The organism is Huijunlia imazamoxiresistens (assembly GCF_037132455.1).
GTDB lineage: Bacteria > Bacteroidota > Bacteroidia > Chitinophagales > Chitinophagaceae > Flavisolibacter > Flavisolibacter imazamoxiresistens.
The window spans coordinates 410,386-425,968 of sequence record NZ_JBBBEI010000004.1; the positions used below are offsets into that span (position 1 = coordinate 410,386).

General features: G+C 56.3%; 13 protein-coding genes. 4 read left to right on the forward strand and 9 right to left on the reverse strand.

The annotated features are described in order from the left end of the window. The first annotated feature begins 140 nt into the window (after positions 1 to 140). The 4 genes from V9K67_RS07375 (at position 141) to V9K67_RS07390 (ending at position 5,658) form a co-directional block, all read left to right on the forward strand. A complete protein-coding gene (locus V9K67_RS07375; RefSeq protein ID WP_336721163.1) occupies positions 141 to 2,384 on the forward strand; it encodes a RelA/SpoT family protein in 2,244 nt (747 codons plus the stop codon). Positions 2,385 to 2,580: 196 nt separating this feature from the next. Further along, entirely contained in the window at positions 2,581 to 3,849 is a 1,269-nt protein-coding gene (locus V9K67_RS07380) for an adenylosuccinate synthase (RefSeq protein WP_336721164.1), read from the forward strand. Positions 3,850 to 3,938: 89 nt separating this feature from the next. Further along, positions 3,939 to 4,370 carry a hypothetical protein gene (locus V9K67_RS07385; RefSeq protein WP_336721166.1) on the forward strand — a complete coding sequence of 144 codons (432 nt, stop codon included), beginning with the start codon at positions 3,939 to 3,941 and terminating at the stop codon, positions 4,368 to 4,370. Positions 4,371 to 4,443: 73 nt separating this feature from the next. Then, positions 4,444 to 5,658 carry an anthranilate synthase component I family protein gene (locus V9K67_RS07390; RefSeq protein ID WP_336721167.1) on the forward strand — a complete coding sequence of 405 codons (1,215 nt, stop codon included), beginning with the start codon at positions 4,444 to 4,446 and terminating at the stop codon, positions 5,656 to 5,658. Between the two features lie 129 nt (positions 5,659 to 5,787). On the opposite strand, the gene V9K67_RS07395 is transcribed toward V9K67_RS07390, so the two are convergent. The 9 genes from V9K67_RS07395 to V9K67_RS07435 all read right to left on the reverse strand — a co-directional run bounded on the left by V9K67_RS07395 (position 5,788) and on the right by V9K67_RS07435 (position 15,516). Continuing rightward, positions 5,788 to 6,843 (reverse strand): lytic transglycosylase domain-containing protein, encoded by a 1,056-nt coding sequence (locus V9K67_RS07395; protein ID WP_336721168.1) that lies wholly within the window; start codon positions 6,841 to 6,843, stop codon positions 5,788 to 5,790. Between the two features lie 64 nt (positions 6,844 to 6,907). After that, positions 6,908 to 8,335, reverse strand: a complete 1,428-nt coding sequence (gene gatA / locus V9K67_RS07400) for an Asp-tRNA(Asn)/Glu-tRNA(Gln) amidotransferase subunit GatA (RefSeq protein ID WP_336721169.1) — start codon at positions 8,333 to 8,335, stop codon at positions 6,908 to 6,910. Between the two features lie 154 nt (positions 8,336 to 8,489). Continuing rightward, a complete protein-coding gene (locus tag V9K67_RS07405) occupies positions 8,490 to 8,720 on the reverse strand; it encodes a Sec-independent protein translocase subunit TatA/TatB (protein ID WP_336721170.1) in 231 nt (76 codons plus the stop codon). A gap of 127 nt (positions 8,721 to 8,847) precedes the next feature. Continuing rightward, on the reverse strand, positions 8,848 to 9,216 hold the full coding sequence (rplS, locus tag V9K67_RS07410; protein WP_336721171.1) for a 50S ribosomal protein L19: 369 nt from the start codon (positions 9,214 to 9,216) through the stop codon (positions 8,848 to 8,850). A 96-nt stretch (positions 9,217 to 9,312) separates the two neighbouring features. Beyond that, positions 9,313 to 11,445 carry a S9 family peptidase gene (locus V9K67_RS07415; RefSeq protein WP_336721172.1) on the reverse strand — a complete coding sequence of 711 codons (2,133 nt, stop codon included), beginning with the start codon at positions 11,443 to 11,445 and terminating at the stop codon, positions 9,313 to 9,315. Positions 11,446 to 11,495: 50 nt separating this feature from the next. Continuing rightward, entirely contained in the window at positions 11,496 to 12,200 is a 705-nt protein-coding gene (locus V9K67_RS07420) for a DsbA family protein (RefSeq protein WP_336721173.1), read from the reverse strand. A 4-nt stretch (positions 12,201 to 12,204) separates the two neighbouring features. Further along, positions 12,205 to 13,167 carry a manganese catalase family protein gene (locus V9K67_RS07425; RefSeq protein ID WP_336721174.1) on the reverse strand — a complete coding sequence of 321 codons (963 nt, stop codon included), beginning with the start codon at positions 13,165 to 13,167 and terminating at the stop codon, positions 12,205 to 12,207. Between the two features lie 115 nt (positions 13,168 to 13,282). Next, positions 13,283 to 14,542, reverse strand: coding sequence for an aminotransferase class I/II-fold pyridoxal phosphate-dependent enzyme (locus tag V9K67_RS07430; RefSeq protein ID WP_336721175.1), 1,260 nt, complete (start codon positions 14,540 to 14,542; stop codon positions 13,283 to 13,285). Between the two features lie 161 nt (positions 14,543 to 14,703). Beyond that, positions 14,704 to 15,516 carry a DUF4440 domain-containing protein gene (locus tag V9K67_RS07435; RefSeq protein WP_336721176.1) on the reverse strand — a complete coding sequence of 271 codons (813 nt, stop codon included), beginning with the start codon at positions 15,514 to 15,516 and terminating at the stop codon, positions 14,704 to 14,706. Positions 15,517 to 15,583 lie beyond the last annotated feature (67 nt).

The following is a 15,583-nucleotide window of genomic DNA, read 5'->3' on the forward strand; positions in this document are numbered from 1 at the left end:
TTTGACGGCCCGCTCAAAAGGCGTCCCCCTCCTGACGCTTTGAACCTCAAAGGGGTGCAAATGTAGGAGTTTTTTAGAAACATTGTTAATAACTAATCTTGTTAAAAATTTCTTTTTTGAATAGCTTAAATTCGTGACGTATGGAGACTGTAGCGCAGAAACCGAAGTATAATTTGAACGACGAGCAGGAGAAAAAACTCATCCTGCGGGAGTACCGGGCCTTGCTCCGATCGCTGAAGGTCCGCCTCAAACCCGGCGACCGCCGGCTGATCCGGCATGCCTTTGAAATGGCGGCCGACGCCCACAAAAGCATGCGCCGCAAAAGCGGCGAGCCCTATATCCTGCACCCCCTGGCGGTGGCCCGCATCTGCGTGGAAGAGATCGGACTGGGGATCCGCTCCACCATCTGCGCCCTGCTGCACGATACGGTGGAAGACACCGACATCAGCCTGGACGACCTCCAGCGCGAGTTCGGCAGCGAGATCGCCAAGATCGTGGACGGGCTGACCAAGATTTCCAACGTCATCGACGTGAACGCCTCCCAGCAGGCCGAAAATTTCAAAAAGATCCTGCTGACCCTCACCGACGACCCCAGGGTGATCCTCATCAAGCTGGCCGACCGCCTGCACAACATGCGGACCATGGACAGCATGAAGCACGACAAGCAGCTGAAGATCTCCTCCGAAACCGTGTACGTGTACGCCCCCCTGGCCCACCGCATGGGCCTGTACAATATCAAGACGGAGATGGAAGACCTGGCCATGAAGTACCTGGAGACCGATACCTACAAGGAGATCGCCCGCAAACTGGCCGAAACCAAGCGCGAACGCACCCGCTTTATCAACGAATTCATCAAGCCCCTCCGCGATAAGCTGGACGAAACCGGCCTTAACTTCGAGATCTATGGCCGCCCCAAGAGCATCCACTCCATCTGGAACAAAATGAAAAAGAAGGGCGTGGCCTTCGAGGAAGTCTACGACCTCTTCGCCATCCGCATCATCCTCACCTCCGCCCTGGACAAGGAAAAAGAGGACTGCTGGAAGGTGTATTCCCTCATTACCGACGAATACTCGCCCTCCCCGGAGCGCCTGCGCGACTGGCTCAGCAACCCCAAAAGCAACGGCTACGAAGCCCTGCACACCACCGTCATGGGCCCCCAGGGCAAGTGGGTGGAGGTGCAGATCCGCTCCAAGCGCATGAACGAAATTGCCGAAAAGGGCCTGGCGGCCCACTGGAAGTACAAAGAGGGCACCGACAACGAAAGCCGCTTCGACAAATGGTTCAGCCAGATCCGCGAGGTCATCACCAACCAGGACGTGGACTCCATCGACTTCCTGCAGGACTTCAAGCGCAGCTTCCTGGCCGAGGAAATTTACGTGTACACCCCCAAGGGCGACGTCAAAATGCTGCCTATCGGCGCTTCGGCCCTCGACTTCGCCTTTTCGGTGCACAGCGAGGTGGGCTCCAAGTGCATCGGCGCCAAGGTGAACCACAAGCTGGTGCCCATCAGCCATAAGCTGCGCAGCGGCGACCAGATCGAGATCATTACCTCCAACAAGCAAAAGCCCACCGAGGACTGGCTGAACTTCGTGGTCACCGCCAAGGCCCGCACCAAGATCAAGGACGCCCTGAAGGAAGAAAAGAAATCCATAGCCGAGGAAGGCCGCTACACCCTGCAGCGCAAGCTGGACGGGCTGGGCGTGGCCTTCAACCAGCACAACATCGACGAGCTGGTGGCCTTTTACAAGGTCAATTCCTCCCTCGACCTTTATTACCAGATCTCCATTAAGAACATCGACCTGAAGGAACTAAAGGAGTTCAAGGTGTACGGCGACCGCCTGGAGGCGCCCAAACCGGTGAAGCCGGCCCCGGCGGAAGTCAAGCACGAAGGCCCGCACCACGTGGTGCCCAAAAAAGATACGGAACTGATCATTTTCGGGGAAAGCTCCGACAAGATCATGTACAACCTGGCCAACTGCTGCAAGCCCATCCCCGGCGACGACGTCTTCGGCTTTGTCACCACCGGCAAGGGCCTGACCATCCACCGCACCAACTGTCCCAACGCCACCAAGCTGCTGTCGAACTACGGCCACCGCATCGTCAAGACCAAGTGGGCCAAGAACAAGGAAATTTCCTTCCTCACCGGCCTGAAGATCGTGGGCATGGACGACGTGGGAATTATTAATAAGATCACCAACATCATCAGCGGCGACCTGAAGCTGAATATTTCGGCCCTCACCATCGAATCCACGGAGGGGCTGTTCCAGGGCGCCATCAAGCTGTTCGTCCACGACAAGGAAGAGCTGGACGAGCTGGTGACCCGCCTGCGGGGGCTGAGAGGCATACATTCGGTGACCCGGTTTGATGCCGAAGTAGCTTCGTAGGAATTGGTTCATTGGTTCATTGGTTCATTGGGACCTGGCGGCGGCAACAGCCCTGCAATTTTTTTCTGATAAAAACCGGTTCTTACCGGTTTTTCTGTTCGGCCTGATCCCAATTAACCAATTAACTAATGAACCAATTAACCAAATTGGCAATTTCCAATTACTTTTGCCCCGGTTAAAAACAAATCAAAATATTATGGTTGATGTAATACTTGGCCTGCAATGGGGTGATGAGGGTAAAGGCAAGATCGTAGACTACTTTGCCGCTAATTACGATGTCATTGCACGGTTTCAGGGCGGTCCCAACGCGGGCCATACGTTATATGTAAATAATCAGAAAGTTGTGTTACATCAAATTCCCTCCGGTGTTTTTCACAAGGGAACCACAAATCTGATCGGTAACGGTGTGGTGCTGGACCCGGTGACCCTGCGCCGCGAGGCAAAGTCGGTAGCCGACTTCGGCGTGGACCTGAAGGAAAACCTCTTCATTTCGGAGCGGACCAATATCATCCTGCCCACCCACCGTGCCCTGGACAAGGCCGCCGAGATCGCCAAAGGCAACGAAAAGATCGGCTCTACCCTCAAAGGGATCGGCCCCGCCTATATGGACAAAACCGGCCGCAACGCCATCCGCGTGGGCGACCTGCTGCACAAAAGCTTTACCACCTCTTATATCAAGCTCCGCCTGAAACACCAGCGGCTGCTGGATAACTATAACTTCACCGAGGACATCTCGGGCTGGGAAGAAGAATTCTTCGAGGCCATCGAGTTCCTGAAGAGCCTGAACATTGTCAACGGCGAATACTTCATCAACCAGAAGATCCGCGAAGGCAAGAAAGTGCTGGCGGAAGGCGCCCAGGGCAGCATGCTCGACATCGACTTCGGTACCTTCCCGTTCGTGACCTCCAGCAATACCATCAGCGCCGGCGTTTGCAGCGGCCTGGGCATTGCTCCCCAGCACATCAAGGATGTGATCGGCGTATCGAAAGCTTATTGCACCCGCGTGGGCAGCGGTCCGTTCCCCACCGAGCTGGAAGACGAAACCGGCGAAGAGCTGCGCAAGATCGGCAACGAGTTCGGCGCCACTACCGGCCGTCCCCGCCGCTGCGGCTGGATGGACGCCGTCGCCCTGAAATATGCCTGCATGATCAACGGCGTTACCCAGATCGTGCTGACCAAGACCGATGTACTGGACTCCTTCAAGGACCTGTCGGTTTGTACTTCGTACAAGGTAGACGGTAAGGAATCCGACCAGGTGCCCTTCCAGATGACCTGGAACAAGATCGAGCCCCAGTACCAGCAGTGTGCCGGCTGGAACCAGGACATCACCGCGCTGACCGACGAGGCCAGCCTGCCCCAGGAAATGAAAGATTATATTGCCTTTATCAACAAAGAAGTGGGCGCTCCCATCCGCTATATTTCCAACGGACCGGGCCGCGACCAGATCATAAAAATTAACGGATAAGCCTATTTCAAAACCGTAAAAAATCTTTTTTGAAAATTTGGAGGAATGAAAAGTTCCTCCAAATTTTACACAGTTAATTCTTCTTGACCATGTCAGTAACTACAGTTGAAAAAGCATCAAAAGAAACGTTTCTTTTTGAAACGTTAATTGCCCAGGCGAAAGGCAGAGCACCGAAAAAGAAAAAAGAAGAGGAGCTGGAAGAAGAGGAGGAAGAAACCCCGAAAAAGAGCGCCGGCAAGGCAGCCTCGAAAAAGAGCAAGGACGAGGACGAGGACGACGAGGAGGAGGACCTGGATATCGACGAAGACGACGACGATTGGAATAAAAGCGACGAAGACGATACTTCCTGGGATCCGGATTTCGAAGAGTTCGACCTGCCCAAGTCCAAGACCAAGAAAAGCGGCGGCGGCGGCGGCAGCAAAAAAGGCGGCGACGAAGACGACGATTTTAAACTGGACGACGAATTCAAAGACCTCTTTAACGACAAGGGCGGCTTTGACGACGACGAAGACGACTATTAATTCATTGGAACAGAATAACCATTTTCAAAGCGGTACCTACCGGCTGGATGGTTCGGATGTCATAAAACAGAAAATGTTGAACTGGGTAAAACGGTTCAACATTTTTTGTTATCTGGACAACCACCACTACTCCCTCCAGCCGCACCGGTACGAATGCGTGCTGGGCGCCGGCGCCTGGCGCTTCGTAGACGATACCCACGGCCTGGACGCCCTGGACCGCCTGCTGGCCGCCAGCCCCGATTGGACCCTCGGCCACCTATCTTACAACCTGAAGAACCGCTGGTTCCCCGCGCCCGAAAAAGCGGACCCGGTAGGTTTTCCCCATTTCTTTTTTTTCCAGCCCGAAATCCTCATAACCCTCCGGGACAACGAGCTGACCATCCGGGCCGCCCACCCGCAGCAGGTGTATGCGGAGCTCCTTGCCGCCGGCGAAGCGGACGAAACGCCCCTGCCTTCCCTGGAACTGCAGCAGCGCTTCAGCCGCGACGCCTACCTCGAACGGGTGCGGCAGCTGCAGCAGCACATTTTGCGCGGCGACTGCTACGAGATCAACTTTTGCCAGGAGTTCTTTGCCGAAAGCGTTTCCCTGGACCCCGTTTCTTTATTTCAAAAGCTGGTGGCCGTTTCCCCCGTGCCGTTTTCGGCCCTGTACCGCCTGCACGACCGCTACCTGGTCTGCGCCAGTCCCGAGCGGTTTTTACTGAAGGAAGGCAACCGGCTGCTGTCGCAGCCCATGAAGGGCACGGCCCGCCGCCATCCCGATGACCCTCACGTGGACGCACAGGTGCAGCATGCCCTGTTCCACGATGCCAAGGAGCGGGCCGAGAACGTGATGGTGGTGGACCTGGTGCGCAACGACCTTTCCCGCATCTGTGCCGGGGCATCGGTGCAGGTGGAGGAGCTGTTCGGCATTTATTCCTTTCCGCAGGTGCACCAGATGGTGTCCACCGTCACCGGTGAATTGAAGGAAGGCGTTACTTTTTCCAGCATTGTGGAGGCGACCTTTCCCATGGGCTCCATGACCGGCGCCCCGAAGAAACGGGTGATGGAGCTGATCGACCGCTACGAGGCCGGCGCCCGGGGACTGTTCTCCGGGTCGGTAGGCTATATCGACGCACAGGGCGATTTTGATTTCAACGTGGTCATCCGCAGTGTCCTCTATCATGCCGGTACCGGCTATTTGTCGTACCAGGTGGGCTCGGGCATTACCTGGTACAGCCAGGCGGAGAAGGAGTGGGAGGAATGCCAGCTCAAGGCTATGGCCATAAAAAAAGTGCTGACCGGTTAGTCAGCACTTTTTTTATGCGGTGGCGGGGGATCTGCCGTTTGTGGTTCCATGAATCTAGTACAATACGATGATGCGATTTCCGGTCAATATTGTTGAGTATTCCAAACGTCAGATCTTTTGCCCTTTATTCTATCTTCCATCCGAGGCCAGCATCAGCATGATCGATTTCTCGAGGATCTGGGGTTTGTTGGCCTGGAACAGCAGCATTTTATCGGCCGGCAGGCGGAGGTCGACGCTTCCGTTGGCGGCCAGCTGCTTGTCGAAGTTCGGGTTGAGGCGGTTGAACTCTGCCGGGGTCATTTGAACGGTTTGCGCAATGATGGCGGAGTTGTATTTACCGCTCACGTTCATGATCTCCGGGTGGGTGCCCTTGGCCTGTGCGGCGGCAATGGCCGACACGGCGTCGGCGGAAGCCGGGGTGTTCAGCATCAGGTCTTCGGCGTCCTTCTTGGTCACGGTGGTGATGCCGCCGTTGCCTTCCATGATATAGTGGGTGGCAATGAACTTTTTCACGTGCATCCGCGATTCGGCGGGCAGGTAGCGTTCCAGCGTCCAGAAGTTGCGGCTGCCGCTCTTTTTGATGGCGGAGTTGACCACACCGGGGCCGCAGTTATAGGCGGCAATTACGAGCAGCCAGTCGCCGTACATGCCGAAGAGCTGTGTCAGATAGCGGGCGGCGGCGTGGGTGCTTTTGTAAAAATCGGTGCGCTCATCGGTGGTGCCGGATACGCGGAGGCCCAGGTTACGGGCGGTGGCCGGCATAAACTGCCAGGGACCAACGGCGCCTGCCCAGGAAACGGCGTAATTTTTCAGGGCGGATTCAATGACGGACAGGTACTTCATTTCGATGGGAATGCCGTGTTGGGCCAGCACATCGTTCATGAGGTCGAAGTAAGGTTTGCCCCAATTTTTCATCTTATTGAGGTTGGAGCCGAAACGCTCCATATAATCCTGTACGAAACTGATGGCGAGGGGATTTAACTTGGCTATAGCGAAGCCGGGGGAGGAGGCAGATTTGACGAAGAGGTTCTTAAAACCATCTTTGGGGTCGGCAGGAACAGCACCTTTGATAAGCGTATCAGAGATAGTCAGGCTGTAACCCGTTCGACCAGGCCCCGTGTCTGCTGCGTAATCCTTGAGAAAGAAGCTAACCATGCTAATGGTCAACAATAAAAGTTTTTTCATGCTCTCTTTTTTTAGAAGATTAACCAAATCGCACGGTGGAACCGGTACTCAACTTTATTGTTGCTTATACTAGCATCAATTGATGCGAAAAGCTCAGCAAAGATACGTCATTAAAACGGTTTGACATAGCCTGCAGGCCGTAGGGCAGGCCATTGTTATGACGAAACAGGGGTAAACTGACGGCGGGTACGCCCGTAAGGTTGGCGAAAACGGTAAAAATGTCGCCCATGTACATGGCCACGGGATCCTTTACAGCTTCGCCTGTTTTGAAGGCGGTATGGGGGGAGTTCGGGGCGAGGAGGATATCGAAATCCTTGAAAATCAGATCGGTCTGCTCCTGCAGCAGGCGGCGTACCTGCTGGGCCTTGGTAAAGTAGGCATCATAATATCCGTGGCTGAGTACAAAGGTCCCCAGCATGATGCGGCGCTTTACTTCCTTGCCAAAACCTTCCGACCGGTTTTTTTTATAAAATTCTCTTAAATCTGCCACGGGGGCCTTGGAACTGTAGCCATAACGCACCCCGTCAAAGCGGGAGAGGTTGGAAGAAGCCTCGGCGGTGGTCAGGATATAATAGGTGGGAACGATGTATTCGGTCAGCGAAAAATGCACCGGTGCCACGGTATGTCCCTGTGCTTCCAGGGCTTCCAGTTGGCTTTTCAGCTGGGCCGCGATCTCGGGATCCACCGACGGGTGTTCGAACCATTCGGGGAAATAGGCGATGCGGTATTTTGGGGTCTCTTCTTTCAGGGCGGCGGCGTAGGCGTCTACGGGCTGCTGGGCTACGGTGCTGTCGAAGTTGTCCGGCCCGGATACCACTTCCAGCACGGCGGCCACGTCGGCCACGTTTTCGGCAATAACGCCGATCTGGTCGAAGGAGGAGGCATAGGCGATAAGGCCGTAGCGGGATACCCGGCCGTAGGAGGGCTTGAAGCCCACGGTGCCGCAAAAGTCGGAGGGCAGGCGTACCGAGCCGCCGGTGTCGGTGCCCAGGGAGGCCATGCAGAGACCGGCCTTAACGGCCGCGGCGCTTCCACCCGAGGAGCCGCCCGGCACTACCGACTCATCCACCGGGTTGAGGGTGGGGCCGTAGGCCGAGTTTTCGTTGGTCGAGCCCATGCCGAACTCGTCGCAGTTCTGGCGGCCGATGATGATGGCGCCTTCTGCCAGCAGCCGCTCCACGGCGGTAGCCGAAAACAGGGAGGTAAAGTTTTCCAGTATTTTTGAGGAAGCCGAAACCTTATGGTCCTTGTAGCAGATGAGGTCCTTGATGCCGATGACCACCCCATGGAGTTTTCCTTTCCGGCCGGTAGCGTGCTGGGCGTCCAGCTCCGCAGCGCGCTGCAGGGCTTCTTCACCAAACACCTCCAGGTAGGCATTCAGGTGCCGGCTGCCTTCGATGGCCGCTAAATAATGTTCTACGGTCTGTACACAGCTCAGGCGGCCCTCGTTCAGCTGGGCCTGGTATTGTTCAATGGAAGAAAAGGAAAACAAGGGAATTCGGTCTTAAAGCACACAATAAGGTTAAGAGCCCTGCGCAACGGGGACACCGGCTGGGGAATTCCCGTGGGGAAGGGCAGGGAACGCGGGAAAGGGCGGGCGCGAACGGGGAGGACCGGAAACCGGGCCACCGTTCCCGCCGGCTGCCTTAGGATTGCTGGGTGGTCGAAGAGTTGGAAGTAGAGGACGGACCGGCCGGGCGGTTGGCCGGCTCATTCATGCCTTCTTCAATCTCTCTCCGCACACTGTTTTTGGCATCGTTGAACTCGCGGACGCCACGACCCAGGCCGCGCATCAGTTCAGGAATTTTACGGCCACCAAAAAGCAACAGCACGATAATGAGGATAACGATGATTTCATTAAAACCTAAAGGACCCATAAAACGGTATTAAATTGATTGTAAGTGCAAAAGTATTCCAAAACGGGCAGCGCGCAAGACGGCTGCCCGTTTTTTAGCAATAAAAAAGCGGAAGAAGTCTTCCGCTTTTACTATAAGATGGAGAGGCTTATGCATTTGCCACAATAGCCATTCTTTTTTCTTTGATACGAGCGCTCTTACCGCTGCGCTCACGCTGATAGTACAGCTTGGCGCGGCGAACACGGCCTTTTTTGTGTAATACTACAGACTCGATGTTGGGAGAGTTGAAGGGGAACAGACGTTCAACGCCCACGCCGTCGGAGATTTTCCGAACGGTGAAAGAAGCAGTAGCGCCCTGGCCTTGCATTTTGATGACATCGCCTTTGAACGACTGGATCCGCTCTTTGTTACCTTCGATAATTTTATAGTTTACGGTGATGTTGTCACCAGGATTGAACTTAGGAAGTTCTTTTTTGGCTGTTAGCTGCTCGTGCACATATGCTACCGCGGAGTTCATAACATTTTTATTTAAGGACGGCAAAGGTAAGGGAAAAATTGAAATTATTGTATCGGATAGGAGATTTTTTGTATCGGGCTGCATTTCCCGGCTTATTTATTTCGCTACCGGCTCCGGGTTGTCCTTCAAATTGCGGAGCAGCCAGTCGGTCATGCGGCTCCATAAATGATAGGAGGTATTGCCGCCGGAGATGCTGTGGGTCTTGTTGGGGTAGTAGGCGCTTTCAAAGGGAATGCCCTTCTGCACCATGGCCTCCACCATCAGCACGCTGTTCTGAAAATGCACGTTGTCGTCGCCGGTACCGTGGATGATGAGGAATGGCCCCCGGATCTTGTCCACGTGGTTGATGGGCGAGTTGTTGTCGTAGCCGTCGGGGTTTTCCTGGGGCGTGCGCATGAAGCGCTCGGTGTAGATGTTGTCGTAAAACCGCCAGGAGGTCACCGGCGCCACGGCCACGGCGGCCCTGAATACCCCGGCGCCCTTGCTGATGGCCAGGGAGCTGAGGAAGCCGCCAAAGCTCCAGCCCCAGTGGCCGATGCGGTTCTTGTCCACGTAGGGCAGGGTGCCCAGGTAGCCGGCCGCATCGATCTGGTCTTCCACTTCCAGCTTGCCCAGCTGCAGGTAGGTCTTCTTTTTGAACTCCTCGCCGCGGAAGCCCGTGCCGGTATTGTCCACGCTCACCACGATAAAGCCCTTTTGGGCCATCAGCTGGTGCCAGTAGGAGGCCGCGCCGAAGCGGTTGGCCACCTGCTGCGAGCCGGGACCGCCGTAATTGCAGAACAGCACCGGGTACTTCTGGGCGGGGTTGAAGGAGGGCGGCTTCAGCATCCAGGCGTTGAGGCTGTCGCCCCTGGAGGTGGGCACCTTCAGGAATTCGGCCGTGCCCAGGTCGTACCGGGCCAGGGTGGCCTTCAGGCGGCTGTTGTCGTTGACCACCCGGCCGCCGGTAGCGGCGAGGCCGTTGCGGCCTTTGGCCACCGTGTACAGCGTCACCACCTGCGGCGTATTGATAGTGGAGTAATAGTCGTAGAACTGCGAAAAGCTTCCATTCAGCTCCACGCGGTGCCAGCCGCTGCCGGTGGTGAGCGGACGGGTGGTTTTGCCCGAAAGGTCGCTGACAAAGAGATTGCGGTCCATGGGGGTGGGGTAGGCTAGGGTATAATATACCAGGCCATTGGCCTCGTCCACGCCGTTGACCTCCGCGATATCGTATTTCATCTTCGAGAGCAGCAGCTTCTTCTTGCCGTCCAGGCTGTAGTGGTAGAGCTGGGTGTTGCCGCCCATTTCGCTGGTAAACAGGAAGCCCTTGCCGCTTTTCAGGAACCACCAGTTGTCGTTGATCTCCACGTAATATTTATTGCGTTCCTCGTAAAAGGGGCGGGTGCTGCCGGTGGCGGCATCGGTTAGCAGCAGTTTGAGGTGGTTCTGGTGGCGGTTCATCCAGAACACCACCAGCTGGCTGTCGTCCCGGGTCCACTTGATGCGGGGAATATATACGTCGCCGCCTTCGTACTGGGCCTTTGCCTTGCCGCTGGTGGCCAGGTTATAAATATAGATGTCCACCTTCGAGTTGTCCTCGCCGGCCTTGGGGTATTTGTAGCGGTAGTCAGTATTGTAGCGGCTGTTGTACAGCGTCAGGTTGTATTCCTTCACGGCGCTTTCGTCAAAGCGGTAGTAGGCCAGGTGGGTACCGGCGGGGCTCCATTCGAAGGCGCGGGTAAATTCAAATTCTTCCTCGTACACCCAGTCGCAGTTGCCGTTGATGACGACGTTCCATTTGCCGTCGGTGGTGACGGGGGTGGTTTTACCCGCGCTTATATCATAGATATACAGGTTGTTTTCAAATACGTAGGCCACCTTGCTGCCGTCGGGGGAGAAGGTGGGGTGAAGCACCTTGCCCTCGCGGAGGCGGACCGTTTTTTTCGTGGCCACGTCGTACACCCAGGCGTTGGACCAGCTGGAGCGCCGGTAGATGGGTTCGCGGCCGTCGAAGAACAGCAGGCGCTTGCCGTCGGGGCTGCGCTCGAAATCATCGGTGGCCAGCTGTTCGCCTTTTTCGTTGCGTACGTCGGCCGGGTTGAAGAGGCTGTCGGGGCTTTGGGTGTCGAATCCGCCGAAGAACTCGGGGCGGAACGTTCCTTTTTTGTAAATGTCTTCCAGGGTAATCTGCTTTTTTTGCGCCAGGGTAGCCAGGGGCAGGAAAAGCAGGCATATCCAGAGTAGTCGCATGGAGAGGGTTTTGGTAAAAGTTGCTAAAGTAGTAAAGTACGCACTTTGTTCTACTCCAGTAACTTTTTCATGAGCTCCTGCAGGTGGTCGTAGGGGCAGAAGCCGGTGGTGATCAGCGACGGCCGGTCGTGCCGCCGGAAAACCAGGGTAGGGAAGCGGTTGATGCCGCGGTACTGCACTTCCTGGAGGTCGCGGCGGAAGGCTTCCAGGGCGCTGTCGCCCACCAGGTCGGCCGAGAAGCGCGCTGCGTCCAGGCTTCCCCGTTCCTGCGCGGCCATTTCCGCGGCCAGCTCCACCAGCACGCTTTGCAGGGCGATGTTGCGGCCCTGCACCATCACGGCTTCCCGCATCCGCCACAGGTAGCTTTCTGCCGCGGCCGGGCCCTGGGCTTCGGCGCATTTGAAGGCAATGCAGGGCAGGTAGGAAGAAGCCGGCGGGTTTTCGATCCAGATGCGGGTGTTGATGGGGACGCCGGTTGTATGCGCCGCCTCCATCCACACCGGTCCCATCTGGGCCGGGCGGCTGACGGAGGTCACGGAATCGCTGTAATTGTTCCAGCTGGGGATAAGGCCGCCCATGCAGTAGCGGTAGCGGAAGGTGCCGCCATAGTCGTGCCGCAGGCGCTGCCAATGGGGCTCAAACGCCCAGCTCCAGCAGCAAAGCGGGTCGGTGTAATACACGATTTCCACCGCTTCCGCCCCGCTGCCGGCAGCCTGTGCGCTTGTAGGTTGTGCTCCGGTGAAAGAGGATTCCATAGAATTAAAGGGGCTTGGTATCGTTGTCGGTTAAGGTGGTGTTCCATTGCTGCGGTCCGGGAGGGGCGGCGGCATTGACCTCACTGCTCCGCAATTCGCTCATTTCCTTATTGAGCTTTTGCACTTTCTTTTCGGTGCGGTCGGTGCCTTCGCTTTCCTGGTCGAGCAGGGCATTGGTTTGGATCACGTGTTTGATGGGGTCTTCGATAAACTGCCAGGTTTCGCCCAGGTGGGAGCTTTGTCCCTGGTTCCAGGGGCCGCGGAAGTCGTTGCCGCTGCTCATGTTGAAGTACAGGTTGCTGTACCGCGGATCGCTTTGCAGGATGCCCGGCGGGAAGTTGGGCTGGATGGTGTCCAGCGCCGCCTGGAACATCTGGTAGTGGGCCACCTCACGGGTCATCAGGAAGCGCAGCGTATCCTTCACATAGGGGTCGTCGGTAAACTGCAGCAGGTATTCGTACACCATCTTGGCCCGCGATTCGGCGGCGATATCGGAGCGCAGGTCCGCGGTCAGCTCACCGTTGGCGTCGCCGTTGATGTAGGCAGCGGTCCAGGGAACGCCCTGGCTGTTGGTCAGCGGAGGGGTGCCGGCGCTCGATACCAGCAGCTGGGGCGCCATCATGGCCTGGTGAATAATCTGCTCCTTGGCCGCCTTGCCGTCGAGCAGCTTCATGATCTCGGAATTTTCGGCCGCATTCTTCAGGTCGCCGTTAACGCCCGTCAGCAGCATCTGGATGGTCGCGCCCACGATCTCCAGGTGGCTGAATTCCTCGGTGGCGATATCCATCAGCAGGTCGTATTTGTCCGGGTAGGGATTTTTGGCGCCAAAAGCCTGCATAAAATACCTCAGGGCGGCGGCCAGTTCCCCGTTGGCTCCTCCAAACTGCTCCAGCAGCAACGTGGCAAAGGCCGGGTCGGGCCGGGAGACCTTTGCATTGAACTGCAAATCTTTAACATGATAAAACATAGTGCACTGTTTTATGAGTGAAAAATGTCTATAGTGTAAGAAAAACATGCCAAAGGTTTCCACAAACAAAAAGCACTGCCGGGGGCAGTGCTCTGAAAAATGAAGAGGGTATAACTTACCGGGCTTCGGCCATATCGGGGATGGCTTCCACTTTGTAGGCGCCGGCATCCAGTTTTTGCTTTGTTTCGCTGAACGCTTTCAGGGTTTGTTCGATGTCGGCGTCGGTATGGGCGGCGGTAGGGATGAGGCGGTAGATGATGTGGCCTTTCGGGATCACCGGGTACACCACGATGGAGCAGAACACGCCGTAGTTTTCGCGCAGGTCCATCACCATGGCGGTGGCTTCTTCCACGCCGCCTTTCATGTACACGGGGGTCACCATGGTATCGGTATTGCCGATATCGAAGCCGCGGTCCTTGAGGCCTTGTTGCAGCTTCAGGGCGTTGTCCCACAGCTTCTGGCGCAGTTCGGGCATGTTGCGCAGCATTTCCAGGCGCTTCAGGTTGCCGAGCACGTAGGGCATGGGCAGGCTCTTGGCGAAGATCTGGCTGCGGATGTTGTAGCGGATGTAGTCGATAACGGTGCGGTCGCCGGCGATGAAGGCGCCGATGGAGGCCATGGATTTGGCGAAGGTGGAGAAGTAGAGGTCCACTTTGTCCTGTACGCCCTGGGCTTCGCCGGCACCGGCGCCGGTTTGGCCGAGGGTACCGAAGCCGTGGGCGTCGTCTACCAGCAGGCGGAAGTCGTATTTATCCTTTAAAGCGGCTATTTCTTTCAGTTTTCCCTGGTCGCCGGCCATGCCGAACACCCCTTCGGTGATCACCAGGATACCGCCGGCGCCTTGTTTTTCGATCAGGGCGGTGGCGCGCTGCAGCTGCTTTTCGCAGTCTTCGAGGTCGTTGTGCTTGTACACGTAGCGGTGGCCGGCATGCAGGCGCAGGCCGTCGATGATGCAGGCGTGGTTTTCGGCGTCGTAAACGATCACGTCGTGGCGGCTGCACAATACGTCGATGATGCTGACCATGCCCTGGTAGCCGTAGTTCAGCAGGGCGGCGTCTTCCTTGCCGACGAAGGCGGCCAGTTCTTCTTCCAGTTGCTCGTGGTAATTACTGTTGCCGCTCATCATGCGGGCGCCCATGGGGTAGGCCAGTCCGAAGCGCTGGGCGGCTTCGCCGTCCACCTGGCGGATGTCGGGGTGATTGGCCAGGCCCAGGTAGTTGTTCAGGCTCCAGACGATCACGTCCCGGCCCCGGAATTTCATGTTGCTGCCGATCTCACCTTCCAGCTTGGGGAAGGCAAAGTAACCGTGGGCTCTTTCGCGGTGCTGGCCGATGGGGCCGTAATTTTTGACGAGTCTCTCGAAAATATCTGCCATAATGATTTGTTTACGAAGTTGTATATACGCGCTTAATATAGCAGAAAAAAAGATACTGATATTCCTTTAGCTCAATTCTTCCGCTTTTTAAAATTGCGGCAAAAATAGGAACTTCCCTCCAACTCGTAAACTCGTAAACGGGTAAACTCCTAAACTGGAAGTTAATGGTGCAACACCTCCAGGGCCAGCTTCCACCCGTCTTTTTCATACCGCCAGATGTGGAGGAAGACGTCGCGGCGGCCATTGAGGTTGGTGGTGCCGTAGACGTAGCCCAGGTCGCCGCTGGGGGCGATGCCCGAGTCCGATACCTTGAACTGGATGCCGGTGGGAATGGTTTCGATCACCAGCTGGCGGTCGCGGTCGCTGAAGGCCGGCAGGTGGCCGTTGCGGTTGATGATGCTGTTTTCCGAGAGGAACTGGCTGTGGGCCGCTTTGGCATCGCGGGCACTGGCGCTGATGAATTCATTTTCCACCTGCAGCAGGGAGGCCTGGTCGCTGCCCTTCTTTTTCTTTTTAAAGCTGATCTCCTCCACGTCGCGGGTATGGTTCACTTTGTGGTAGTCGTTGCCGATATCCAGTAAAAACTTCCACTGCCCGTCGACATAGTGCCAGATGGTGGTGTACTGGCCGCGGCCGGTGATGGTGTCCTCCCGGCTGGCCTGGAAGGTCCAGGGGCCGGTGGTATAGCCGAAGGTGCCCGAGGAAGCGACTTCGGCAAACTGGGGCTGCCATTTCAGGATCACCTTGTCCTCGGTGCGGGAGGTCCAGAGGGCATGGCTCTTCACTACCTGCCCCTGCTCAAATTCGATGGCTTCCTTGTCCATGTACAGCAGGAAGGCCTGCTTGACGCTGTTGATGGCAGCGGCCGCAGCAAAGTTGCGTTCCGTTTCGATCATGCCTTTGAGGTTTTTCTGGGCGAGGGCGCCCTGGAAGGCGCACAGGAGCAAAATAAACAGGTAGAAAATAGCTTTCATGGTGCCTAGTTTTAAGTGAAGAGATATCCTTTTAAAGTTAATCAATGTATTCGGGCCTTTCAAGATT

Coding starts and splice junctions, on each gene's coding strand:
- V9K67_RS07375 (WP_336721163.1), top strand. CDS start 141: ATGGAGACTGTAGCGCAGAAACCGAAGTATAATTTGAACGACGAGCAG.
- V9K67_RS07380 (WP_336721164.1), top strand. CDS start 2,581: ATGGTTGATGTAATACTTGGCCTGCAATGGGGTGATGAGGGTAAAGGC.
- V9K67_RS07385 (WP_336721166.1), top strand. CDS start 3,939: ATGTCAGTAACTACAGTTGAAAAAGCATCAAAAGAAACGTTTCTTTTT.
- V9K67_RS07390 (WP_336721167.1), top strand. CDS start 4,444: ATGTTGAACTGGGTAAAACGGTTCAACATTTTTTGTTATCTGGACAAC.
- V9K67_RS07395 (WP_336721168.1), bottom strand. CDS start 6,843: ATGAAAAAACTTTTATTGTTGACCATTAGCATGGTTAGCTTCTTTCTC.
- V9K67_RS07405 (WP_336721170.1), bottom strand. CDS start 8,720: ATGGGTCCTTTAGGTTTTAATGAAATCATCGTTATCCTCATTATCGTG.
- rplS (WP_336721171.1), bottom strand. CDS start 9,216: ATGAACTCCGCGGTAGCATATGTGCACGAGCAGCTAACAGCCAAAAAA.
- V9K67_RS07415 (WP_336721172.1), bottom strand. CDS start 11,445: ATGCGACTACTCTGGATATGCCTGCTTTTCCTGCCCCTGGCTACCCTG.
- V9K67_RS07420 (WP_336721173.1), bottom strand. CDS start 12,200: ATGGAATCCTCTTTCACCGGAGCACAACCTACAAGCGCACAGGCTGCC.
- V9K67_RS07425 (WP_336721174.1), bottom strand. CDS start 13,167: ATGTTTTATCATGTTAAAGATTTGCAGTTCAATGCAAAGGTCTCCCGG.
- V9K67_RS07430 (WP_336721175.1), bottom strand. CDS start 14,542: ATGGCAGATATTTTCGAGAGACTCGTCAAAAATTACGGCCCCATCGGC.
- V9K67_RS07435 (WP_336721176.1), bottom strand. CDS start 15,516: ATGAAAGCTATTTTCTACCTGTTTATTTTGCTCCTGTGCGCCTTCCAG.